Source organism: Blautia glucerasea (assembly GCF_013304385.1).
Lineage (GTDB): Bacteria > Bacillota > Clostridia > Lachnospirales > Lachnospiraceae > Blautia_A > Blautia_A ammoniilytica.
This window is the reverse complement of record NZ_JAAITU010000027.1, coordinates 23700-36267: the sequence shown is the minus strand read 5'-3', so window position 1 is coordinate 36267 and position 12568 is coordinate 23700. Positions and strand designations below refer to the sequence as shown.

The 12568-nt window shown below is 43.1% G+C and carries 5 protein-coding genes; all 5 read right to left on the bottom strand.

Annotated elements, in window-relative coordinates:
• Positions 1 to 5 precede the first annotated feature (5 nt).
• Positions 6 to 218: a helix-turn-helix domain-containing protein gene (locus tag G5B11_RS11280; RefSeq protein WP_008703822.1), complete on the bottom strand. Its 213-nt coding sequence runs from the start codon at positions 216 to 218 to the stop codon at positions 6 to 8.
• Between the two features lie 158 nt (positions 219 to 376).
• Positions 377 to 1567, bottom strand: coding sequence for a CHAP domain-containing protein (locus G5B11_RS19855; RefSeq protein WP_008703824.1), 1191 nt, complete (start codon positions 1565 to 1567; stop codon positions 377 to 379).
• Positions 1545 to 1751, bottom strand: coding sequence for a hypothetical protein (locus G5B11_RS11270; protein WP_012744284.1), 207 nt, complete (start codon positions 1749 to 1751; stop codon positions 1545 to 1547). Before G5B11_RS11270 ends, G5B11_RS19855 begins: the two co-directional genes overlap by 23 nt.
• 299 nt (positions 1752 to 2050) lie before the next feature.
• Positions 2051 to 4807 (bottom strand): YodL domain-containing protein, encoded by a 2757-nt coding sequence (locus G5B11_RS11265; protein ID WP_173728240.1) that lies wholly within the window; start codon positions 4805 to 4807, stop codon positions 2051 to 2053.
• Positions 4808 to 4883: 76 nt separating this feature from the next.
• Positions 4884 to 12566, bottom strand: coding sequence for a DEAD/DEAH box helicase family protein (locus tag G5B11_RS19850; RefSeq protein WP_173728237.1), 7683 nt, complete (start codon positions 12564 to 12566; stop codon positions 4884 to 4886).
• Positions 12567 to 12568 lie beyond the last annotated feature (2 nt).

The following is a 12568-nucleotide window of genomic DNA, read 5'->3' as shown; positions in this document are numbered from 1 at the left end:
TGATCCTACACCTCATTTTCGGGTACGGCTTCCATTATGTCGCCAAAATCACACTCTAAGTATTCGCATATATTCAACAGCACGGGAAGGGTAACATTTTCATTTTTTCCGAGTTTCGCAAATGTACTTTTGCTTGCCCCGACCGCTTCTCGTAATTGACTCTTTTTCATTCCCTTGTCAATCAGAAGTTTCCAAAGTTTGTTGTACCGTACTTTCATTTCCGCACCTCCACCCAAATATAGTTTGTATTATAGCACTTTGAGAGTGAAATCGCAATTATTAAGTCTGTATTTTGAGACTTTTAGTTTTCAAACCGGCACAATATCTTTCTGATATGTAATCCAACCGCCTGCAAAATGCAGGCGGCTTGTGTATTTTAATAGGCAGGTGCGCCGTAGCCAAGAATCTCGTAATAACCGATAGAATACTCATTGACTCGGCAACTGTCGCCGGAGTTGCCCTCGACCGTATAAACCTTGCCGTTTTCGACCTTTTGAACAATACCCGTATGGTCGGATAATCCATCCTGACCACTTTCGTCTGCCCAATCGAAGAAAATAATCATTCCGGGGGCAGGCTCGGCGCTGCCATCCAGCCATTGTCCACGATCCTTAAACCATTGTACTCCGTTGACACAGCCTGCATATTTTGGGATAACTCCAGCGTCGATATAGCCGCACTCGTTGGCACACCAAGATACAAAGCAAGCACACCATTCTACACGGGAGTTAAAACCGTACCACGACCAATACGGCTGACCGCCCACATTGCCAACCAGAGAGAGTGCAACGGTCACGATCTGTCCGTCGCCGCCTGTAATGCCGTAAAGCACCTGTGACCAAAGGTAATTGTTTTCATCCGCAAGCAGTTCAGCGAGGTAGCCTTTCTGTTCTTCGTTAAAACCATATTGCGCCGCCATTTCCTCGGCAGTCTTGTGGCTGACGGTAATATACAGATAGGTTTGTGTGACCGTGCTTTCAGTTTCCACGATATTACCGTGTCCGTCATCGGTTTCGGTAATAACTGTTTCGGTCTTGCTCTCTGTTCGGGAAGATATTTGATTCATCTCCCAAAAGATGTCTTTTAAGAGTTGCTTTTTGCCATCGTCCATTGTGGCAACCTCTTGGGGGTTATCTTGATCCGTATTCGTTTTTACAGAGTAAACGGCAAGCACCTCTTTCCAAACGGCTCTGCTGCCACTCATTTCAAGAACATCATAGGATACCGAGTTCTTTTCCTCTTGCAGCTTGGTATCGTATTCGGTATTGATTTCCTGCACAACGGTCTGCATACTCATTCCAGTGCCGGAATCTTCGTCTGAGAAGAAAATGCCAAATACTGAGCCGAGGATCATACCAATCAGGCAAATCACGATAATAACCAAAACCGCCACCCAGCCGCCTGCGGCGATAGCGGCAATCAAGGCTTTCGTTCCGGCAATAATCGCTTTAATGGCAAGTGCGGTCGCTTTGGCAATCGCCTTTACCGTAACCACGGCGGCTTTTGCCGCAGCCCTTGCCGCTTGTGCTGCTCTCTGTGCAGTTTTAACCGTAATGATTGAATCCACCTAAAAATCCTGGATTGCTATGCCCCCGCTTATGCCCCTTGTCATCATAATGGTTTAAACCGCCAAAGAATCCTGGTCGACTCTCACCTACTTTATGCCCGTTATTGTCATAATGATTCATACCACCAAAAAAGGAAGGCGAACTATGTCCGATTTTCTTTCCATTTGCATCATAGTCGTTCATACCACCAAAGAATCCTGGTCTGCTCTCGCCTACTTTTTTCCGTTTGCATCATAATGGTTTATGGATCCAAAGAATCCTGGTCTGCTATATCCTTTTTTACTCATAATGTCATCCTCCTGACTCTATTAGCCTCTTGTTTGATCTCAGAATAACACACTTTTCTCATTTGGAAGTCGCATAACAGGCGACATTCTTTTATCGCATTTACATTCATTATACCATTTATAATTCTTCCGACAATACGCAATAAAGCCGGAAGCCACGTTATCATCCATGACCTCCGACTCGTTCTGCTTATTCTACACTGTCCTTACACCCAAATCAACTCCTCTCTCCGTTTTATCTTTTCCCTGCTTTTCTTGAATAATCCTCTTATTGATCTCAAGCCGTTCATGAATGGATAATTTCTTATCTTTTCCATCTACCGCCTGCTTCTGCTGTGCCGGTTTTCTATCTGTTTTTCCTACATCCTTAACAACTTCATTCGCTTCGGTACTTGTTACCCTCTCATCTGCTCTTCCTTCATATCTTTCTGCTATCTGCTGTTCTCGTCTCTCCTTCACACCTTTTTCCTCCAGATTGCAAAAACTCTGCAGATACGGAAACACATGATTCTGCATGTCTGTCAGATCTTCCATATACTTTTGGAACTCTTCACTTCCTTTGCCTTTCTGGTAATTGATCCAATACTCATCTGTAAGCTTCATTTCATTATCATACTTCAACTGACTCACAATACCGCCATGTCCATTTCCAATATCCATTGACTTCTTAAAATGATGCAGCATCTGTTCACCTTTTTCCGCATAATATACAGTCACATATATCTTTGCAATTTTTGTAGGTTCCTCTGTCTTCGGATCACGTTTTGCATACCATTCTTTATCCATTTCTGCTGTTTTTGCATCCAGCTCAGACAGCTTCTGACATCTTGGATTCATGAGATCACTTTCTTCACAATAGTTTACATACACCATTGGTTCCATATCCTTTGGAAGTTCAGGTTCATAGGCTTTCAGTCTTTCAATCAATACTCCTGCACGAACAGACAGATCGCATTCTTCGTCTACAATATCCTTCAGATATGAAATATAGGAATGAATATTTCCACTTCTCAAATCCAGCATTACTTCCTGCACCGTATTTTCTCCCCTCTCCACATTATCTCGATACTCATACGGATCAAAAGCTTCTGCAATCTCATCCAGTGCCTCTGCCAGCTGTTCTGTGGTCATTTTCTCAGGATACATTGCTTCTCGAACATCCCTCATCGGTACATACTTGTAGTCCGGCAATGCTTCATGAATTTTCTCGATCCCTTCCCGTACCAGTGCAAGTTCTCCATAAAATCGAACATCATCCATCAGATTTCCGAATACGGTATTCCCTTTAACGATCGCAAATTCGGCTTCATCATAGTAACTGTCTTCCGGATCACGATAAATAATTCCCATTGAGCATCCCAGATACGCAGTTTTAGGATTCTCCCTATATTTTTCATAGACCGCAGCAATCTGATTAACATCGGTACTTTTTTCATAAGCTCCCATATCATGGAACTCATCACATTCTGTGGCGAAATATTCCAGATAAGGCTCTTTCTTCGGTGGCATATTATTAAGGACGTTATCAATCATGTTATAATTCGCCTCTTCCAGTTCCTCCACCTTTGCCAAAGGCTTATATTCGCCCTGGCTTTTCTGAATCTCTGCCATTACAACTTCATCCATTTCTTCTACTTTTTCCATCAACTGATCATAATCTCCACGGATGCGTTCTCCAGTCCAGCCTTCGTCTTCCAGAAGTTCCTCTGCCGCTTCTTCAATAGAAATTTGATCATTTTCATAGACGCCACCATCCATCAGACGAAAATCTTCATCGTAAAACGAATAATCATATCCTTCTTCTGTTCTCTGAATAGCAAAGTAACGTTCTCCTACCTCATATGCCAGTTCACTAAGAACCTGTTCTTCCAGATTCAGGAAAGAATCCAGCTGTTCAAAACTGATACTGTCTACAAAATGAGCGGTTACTTTTTCCCCGTCATTCAGAACTATGATATCACTGACAGACAGGGAATGCCCACGGAAATCTTCCGGTCTATCAATGTTGAACCTTTCAAAAATATCATCCAGTGACATATTTCCCGATAATTCCCCAACATAGACCAGCTTATAATCTTCTTTTTTTATCTGCATACCATGACTTTCAATAAAGCGCATATTCATAAATGCATAGTTTTCGCCCGGTGAATCGTCCTTGATCTGATAAATACCAAAGGTTCGCCTTGTTCCTAACAACAGGTTTGCCTCTTTCAAAGACTGAATCTGCGGATATTTCTGCATTTCCCATTCCAGGTTACGGAAACGCTCCAGTTCTGTCATAGACATCTGATAATGCTCCGGTCCTCGTTCAATTTCCATGCGTTCCGTGACATACATTGGTGATGAAAAATTAGTGATCAGATAGATATCTGCTCCGGCATCGTATAATTTCAGTGCTTCTTCCTGCTCAATGACACTCATAGGCTCCTGAAATGCTCCAAAATCTTCATCGGCATAATCCAGGTCATTCTCCTCTATCCGTTCCCACATCTGCGATTCCATGCCAAACAGACCTTCATGCGCCTGTATCATTTCTTTACTTGCATACTCTCCCTTGCTGCCATCGCTGCCCAGGCAATAAATCTTAGAACCCATTCTGTGATAATCCAAAGCTGCTTCTTTTCTAAGCGGCACCATGTCTTCTGCTGTATATCCATAATCACGTAATTCCAGCTTACCTATGGTTGGATCTGGTAGATCCTGAATATCCATTCTTGCATCATCCAGTAGATCCTCTACCCCTTCTTCATCTGCCTGGATCACTGCATCTGCTAGATTTCTTACCAGAGTCCTAACTTTCTCTTCCTCACCGATCAGATTCGCATATTCAAAAAGCTGTTCTTTTACATCTGTTGGAAATTCTATGCCTCTACGCTCTGCCTGACTGATCTGTCCCTGCGTGTATTCCTGCATTTTCTGTGTTTCTCTACCCGTTATCCTGTTTCTTGCCATATAAATTCCTCCTGTGTTCTAAAAAATGGCATAACCGACAGAACCTTCTTCTACCAAATTATGCCATCTTTCCTCTTTATTCCAGACCGAAGTCCCGTTTTCTGGTTTCCTTGCCAGTTTCACTTTCCCGCTGACTCTTTTCCTTATAAATCTGCAGTTTCTCATGGATAGAACCTCGTGCCGGTCTTTCTTCTTTCTCTTTTGATTCCGACTGCTCTGTTTCTGTATCTTCCCGTTCATCCATATTGAGAAGTGCATTTAACTCTGACAGTCGCTCCAGTTTTTGGTTCAGTTCCTCTTCTTTTGGAAATGGCTTCCCGACTTCCTCTTTGGCGTTTGTCATCTGCTCCTGTACCGTTTCCAGCCGTTGTTCTGCTTCTGCCAGTTTCTCCGGATAACTTTCTAAAAGATTATTGATACGAGTGATATTTCCTAGAGCATCGGCTCCCAATCGAACTTTAGCTACCGATTCATGCTTTACAGACAGGATAAACTCTTTGCTCCAACTGTCGAATTGGATTCTCATGTTAAATCCCTGATAGCTTCCAATATCCATAGCTGCATCCACAGACTTAATTTCTTTGCAGACCGCCAGAAGAGCCGCTCCTGCCTCTTTCTTTTCTGTGAACACTTTGCCACTGATTTCCATAGAAAACTGCTCTGGATCTGTGATTTTGTACTCAGAAAAATGAGCGATGTCTGCCTTGTAGCTGTCAATGATCTCTGTCAGTTTTGCAATCTGTTGTGGAAAATTCCTTGCAATATCATCTTCCAGTCGATACTGGTTATTCATGTGGTTGGCTTTTAAAAGTTTTAATTTTGCCACATCAACATCCAATGCCATCTTCTCTTTTACTGCCGGATTTCCGGTTGCAAGAGCTTTGACCTCTGCATAGGAAAGTGCCGCTTCGTCTACATCTTCACAGCTTCGCACAGGTGCTTTGCTGGTCATAATCTGAGAAATGAATTTCTGCTTGTTCTCAATCAACTGCCACATGTAGCTGTCAAATGTGGATTCAGTTACATACCGGAAGATATGAACCTTTTTATTATGGTTTCCCTGACGGATAATACGTCCTTCCCTCTGTTCCAAGTCAGATGGTTTCCAGCCAATATCCAGATGATGCAACGCAATCAGACGATCCTGCACATTGGTTCCTGCACCCATCTTTGCTGTAGAACCAATCAAAAAACGAACCTGTCCGGATTTCACTTTTCCAAACAGCTCCGTCTTCTTTGCTTCTGTATTTGCATCATGAATAAAAGCAATCTCTTTTTCCGGCACTCCTTTTTCCATCAGTTTCCGTTTCAGGTCGTCGTAGACATTAAAACTGCCATCGCCTTTCGGTGTACTCAAATCACAGAAAATCAATTGTGCTGATTTCTGTGCTGCTGTGTCTTTCCAGATTTCATAGCTTTTCTCTGCACAGACTGATATCTTGCTTTCCGGATTGTCTGGCAATAATTCGTTCACTAAACGCTGATCCAATGCTAACTTTCTTCCATCATTGGTGATTTTCAGCATATTATCAACCGCGGCATCTACTCCGCCATTTCTGACAACTTCCGCACGTTCTCCAAGGCTTTCTACGATTTCTTTCTGCTGTTCCGTTGGTTTCAGCACCACTGTTTCATATTCTGCTTCCGGCACAGGAAGCTTTAACTGATCGGAAGTCTTGATATCTGCAATCTCCTTGAACATATTCATCAGTTCCGGGATATTATAAAACCGTGCAAATCTGGACTTTGCACGATATCCTGTTCCTTCGGGAGCAAGTTCGATGCTCGTGACAACTTCTCCAAAAGTGGAAGCCCAGGAATCAAACAGTCCAAGTCCCATATTTTGTAATTTACTGTTCTGCAGATATCGCTGCATAACATATAATTCCGTCATACTATTGCTGATTGGTGTGCCCGTGGCAAAAGTAATGCCTTTTCCTCCAGTAATCTCATCCAGATACTGACATTTATTGAACATATCTGCCGACTTCTGTGCTTCGTTCTGTGCAATCCCGGCTACATTCCTCATTTTTGTATAGAGAAACGCATTTTTATAGCTGTGTGCTTCATCTACATACAAGTGATCTACTCCCAGTTCTTCAAACGTAACTACCTGATCTTTTTTTTCTTTCTGATTCAGCTTTTCCAGCCTTGTCTGCAGTGTCTTTCTGGTTTTTTCAATCTGTTTGACGGTATAACGTCCGCCATCCTGTTCATACCTTGCACTCTGAATCGCCATTTCCAGATCATCAATCTGCTTCCGCAGCATAGCTTCCTGCCTCTCATCAGAGATTGGTATACGCTCAAACTGGGAATGACCAATAATAATAGCATCGTAATTTCCCATAGCGATTCTGGCACAGAACTTTTTCCGATTCGCCGGTTCAAAATCTTTCTTGGTTGCCACCAGAATATTGGCACCTGGATATAACTGCAGGAATTCTGCTCCCCACTGCTCCGTCAAATGGTTTGGAACGACAAAGAGGTTTTTCTGAGATAATCCCAGACGTTTGCTCTCCATTGCAGCCGCTACCATCTCGTAGGTCTTCCCAGCTCCTACTACATGAGCAAGAAGCACATTATCACCATAAAGCTGATGTGCGACTGCATTTTTCTGGTGTGGGCGAAGCTCAATTTCCGGATTCATTCCAGGGAATGTCAGATGGCTGCCATCATATTCACGAGGTCGGATACTGTTAAATCGTTCATTGTAAACTTTTACCAGTCTTTCACGCCTCTGCTGATCTTTAAAAATCCAATCCTTAAATGCTGCTTTCATGGCATCCTGCTTCTGTGATGCCAGCATGGTTTCTTTCTTATTGAGGACACGGATTTCATCACCATTCTCATTGACACTCTTATCATAGATGCGTACATCTTTCAGGTTCAGGGTATCTTCCAGAATCTTATAGGCATTTGCTCTCTCAGTTCCATACGTTGCATAGGCAAACGCATTTCTCGGACTGTCGGCATTCTTTCCTGTAATCCTCCATTCACCATTGACCTCAGAGTATTTTACCTGTATTTCCTTCTGTGCAAGATACCACGGGGTATGAAGCAGTTCCCGCATAAAGTCCTGATAATCCGATGGTTCAATCCAGGTTGCCCCAATCCTTATTTCTATTTCAGATGCTTCCAGATTTCTTGGCTGAACTGCCTCCAATGCACGGACATTCGGTGTAAATTCCGGACGATTCTCTGCAAAGGTTCTCGCAGTATTTAATTTATCCCTGACATTTCCGGACAGATATTCATCTCCGCTCTCCCACTGGTCTGTCAGTGGATTCTTAAAGATAACTCCAACCAGTTCCTCCGTGATTTTTTCTTCTGTCTTTCCAGTCAGCTGTGCCATATAGTTCAGATCCACCTTTGCTCTTTCATTCAAAGATAATGCTAACGCTTCTGTCGCTGTCTCAACGCTTGTCACAGCGACCGCCTTTTTAATGGTTCGCTTAGTAAACATGTCTGCTTTTCGTTTCAGCGTTCCATCTTCGTTCAAGTCTTCCAGTGAACACAGCAGACAATAAGAAGAGTCATCAGAAAATGCACGTTTGTTGGCATTACTTCCAATGACTCCATACTTTGCCGTGTAGGTATCATATACCTGATTCAGTTTCTCCTGCTGTTTCTGGATTTCTTCGTCTGTGACGGATTCCTCCATCTGCATGGCGATCAACTCCCGGACAGTATCACGGATTGCAACCATGCCTTTTACACGTTCTGCAGTAGCGGCAGGCATCTTCACCTGATTCATCAATGAGTTGACACGGTAATATACCTGATCATCTACCACCGTATAGCTGTAATTTCGGATATTTGGATCTGCCGGAATACTCTCTGGCATCTCATCCAGTTCTGTTTCCACATCTACTGCCGGTACCATGCTTCCATGAATGTTCTTGACCGCTTCTGCAAGCTGGAGTTCAAGGTCAGCACCTTCTATCGGCATACAAGTTGTTTCCGTACCATATGGACCCGATACTTCTTTCATCTCACCCAGAATCATTTCAGGATGGTCTGCAAAATACTGGTTGACTGTAATTCCATTGGTATCACTTCCAAGATTCACCCACTCCGGCATCTCTTTTGTCATGCTGTCACGCTTCTGGAAAAACAAAATATCAGCACTGACTTCTGTTCCTGCATTTGCCTTAAAAGCTGTGTTGGGCAGTCGGATTGCTCCCAACAGATCTGCCCTCTCTGCCAGATATTTCCGTACTTCCGGTGACGCCTTATCCATGGTTCCCTTTGTTGTGATCAACGCAGCCACACCACCTGGCCGTAACTGATCTATCGTTTTGGCAAGAAAGTAATCATGAATCATGAAATTGAAGCGATCATACTGACGGTCATTGACCTTATATGCACCGAATGGCACATTTCCAATCGCCACATCAAAGAAATCATTAGGATAATCTGTCTTCTCAAAACCTTTGATCTGAATATTGGCATCAGGATAGAGCAGCTTTGCAATTCTGCCGCTGATGCTGTCCAATTCCACACCATAAAGTTTGGACTGGTTTAGATTCTCCGGAAGCATTCCAAAAAAGTTCCCGACTCCCATAGATGGCTCCAGGATATTTCCTTTTGTAAATCCCAGATTCTCCAACACCTGATACATACTGTCAATCACAATCGGCTGTGTATAATGAGCATTTAAGGTGGAAGCTCTGGCGGCAGCATATTCCTCCGGTGTAAGAACCGTCTTTAATTCCAGATATTCTGTCTCCCATGCAGCTTTTGTTTCATCAAATGCATCTGCAAGACCTCCCCAGCCAACGTACCTGGATAAAATCTCCTGTTCCTCTGGTGTCGCATTACGGTTCTCATCCTCACATTTCTTCAACAGCTGGATTGCCATGATATTGGCACGGAACTTTTCTTTTGCTGTACCCTGTCCAAGCTCATCATCTGTGATGCGGAAGTTCGTTGCTGGAATCGGTTCTGATATTCCGTTAATCTCTTCCAAAGATTCTTTTTCTTCCGATACCTCAACTTCTCCAGATAATTCTTTTTCTTTTTTATCATAATCTGTCCACACACGATTAGAAATAGCAGTGAAATACGAGGACTTTTCCTCCATGATTTCTTCCCTGATTTCCCGTAATTTATCTAGGGTATCCGCATTTACTGTTTTGTTGTGATAATGATAATAAAGTACTTCTTGTCCAAGTTTTACATCCAGGCGTTCCAATTCTTGTGTTGACATTCGATTCCAAATATCATCTTTTTCCGTATGAATCGTGAAACCTTCTCCATCATCATGATATTCTAATGTGTATTGAAGTTGATTCTCTTCTCCCTTAACTTTGCAATCAAAATCATGAATTGTTGTTCTGGTACCAGACATATATTCTGAATCAACTAATTGCAAATCAGTTATATCTTCAGCGGTCAAAGTATCCTGCTTCTGTTGTTCTCCTAACATCTGCTGTGCTTCTTCCAGATCTGCCTGTCTTTGTGCTTCCTGTCGCTCTTCGTACTTTTCCATTTCTTCTGGTGACAAATAATCATCTGTGCGGATTAACTGGCAGACACGTTCTGCAACTTTGTTCCACTTTAATAAAACTTCTACCTCTGGACTGCCAATTTTCCCTTTTGCAAGTTTTAATCCTTTTGCATCATGGGATGCGTCGGAAGCACCTGCTCCTGGTATTCCGGGTGAAGAACCACCTGTTCCATACTCATTTTTCAGGAACTCAGCTGCATCTTTCATATCATGGTGCTCCATGAAATATTCGTAAATCCGGTTACGTCCTCCGGCAGTAATTCCGCCTCTTCTTAACACTGCATCAATTTCATCCTGTGTGATAAAGGACAGTGCCGGTCGCTCTACCTTGAATTGCTGATCCACCCAGAAACGCTCCCTCTGGAGATCTTTATAACGCTGGAAATATTCCGGATTATGCTGGATTTCCCAACGATGATAATCTTCTGGATTCTTTTCCATATCTTCCTGAAGCCATTCAAAACGATAGGCAGTCGCAGCTGCTTCTTCTGGATCTGTCCAAGCTGCTCCCACTACGTCCTGCCAGTCAGAATAAGACAGCTGTTCTTCTCTGTTTCTGCTCGTATCACGAAAATGGAGTGCCAGAAGATCAGTCATTTCTTCCTGCTCCTGCTCGATAGCATTATTGGAGATAAGATTATCAACGTAATTTCCTTCCTCATACATATCCCGGATCCTGTCAGCAGCTTCTTCCCACGTAACGATACGGTCAAAGTTTCTTCTTGCAGAGTCACCTCTCCGGATACGGATACCATCGTTGTCGTACCAGATACTGATTTTCTGATTATCTATGGTAAATCCTTTTCCTCCGGTGCCATATTCATCTTTCAGGAAACTTTGCATTTCTTCATTATCCAGACCTTCGATCAGTCTTGCAGTAATGTGAAACAGTGTATTTTTCTGTCCACTTCCTGTTCGGAGAATATCGTCTACCACTTCATCAGAAATAAGAAAAGCAGCTGGCTGTTCTAATGCAGCTGCCGCTTTCCTTATTTCTCCTAACTGTTCTTCTTCTGTTGGGAACAGGCTTAACTGTAAATAATCTCCTGGATCACCAGTTCCTCTGCCTGTGCTTTGATCTGGTTCATGTGTCTGGTCCACGCCATTGTGTCTGCCATCTTGTCCGGTGCCGGATCTTTCTCCAGAAGTTCGTTTATCAGGTTGTCTACTCTCTGTCTTGCCTGACTGTCGACCTCCATCAGATGACTGTCCAGACGGTTCTGCAGTGTCAGAATGTTGAACCTGGCTACTTTGTGACTTCTCAGATACTCTTTCCGCATCATTCCGTACTTCCCGATTGTTCCGCTTGTCTCTTCTAGGCTGATATCCGGAATCTGATACTCTCCGTTCTGGCTGTAACTGATCTCTCTCATAGTCCGTTTCCTCCTTATTTTCTTCTCTATTTTCTGTGTTATTTGTTTTGTTTTCACGAATTAACGTGTTAAATTTATTATAAGCTACTTTCTTTTCTTTTGCAACCGTTTTCAGATCTTTTTCCAGATCATCCAATACATATCGTCCAATCTGCATCAATACCGGTCTGCTGATCTCATTCACAGAACTTCCAAGATGTCCCATAACCTTTAACTGGTTAAAATCCGTAATATGCCGAAAATCCTCTGCATCCAGATATTCCTGTACATCCAGTCCACATCGGTTCAGTAATACATACCAGACACTGTTTGTCATCAATTCCCGGAACTCCACTTTCTGATTCTGCTCGTCCAAATCTTCCAGAAAAGTACCTGATACATCCATTTGCAATTCATCGAAAGCATCCGGTAGCCAGGCCTGCACACTTTCTTCTGCCGCCTGGTGAAGAACCTCTGGCAAGCCTCCCTCTGTTGTTTCCAGTGCAAGCTGTTCCTGCAGATAATCTGCCACCAGTTGTTCTCCTTCCGGATTAAGGTTCCATAACTGTGGATCTCTGCCAAGATTTTTTACCTTATAAGTATCCTGCACATCAAAAACATATCGTAACTTCGTTTTTGGTCCGGATGTGTTATCTATCAGGGCAATTCCTTTGGAACCCTTTTTGATCCAGCGGTACATCTTCTGATTCCAGATTTCCATGGATGCTACGGCAGTTGCTTCCGGCCGCTGTGCATAAATTAAAAGCTGTTCTGGAAAAGTGTATTTGTACAGTCTGGATGCCGTGTTTAGGAACCGCATCCATTCCTGCGGATTAGCGGAAACGTCCTTTGCCACTTCCTCCGTCAGCTGCTCCATTGCATATAATTTATTTGCCATCT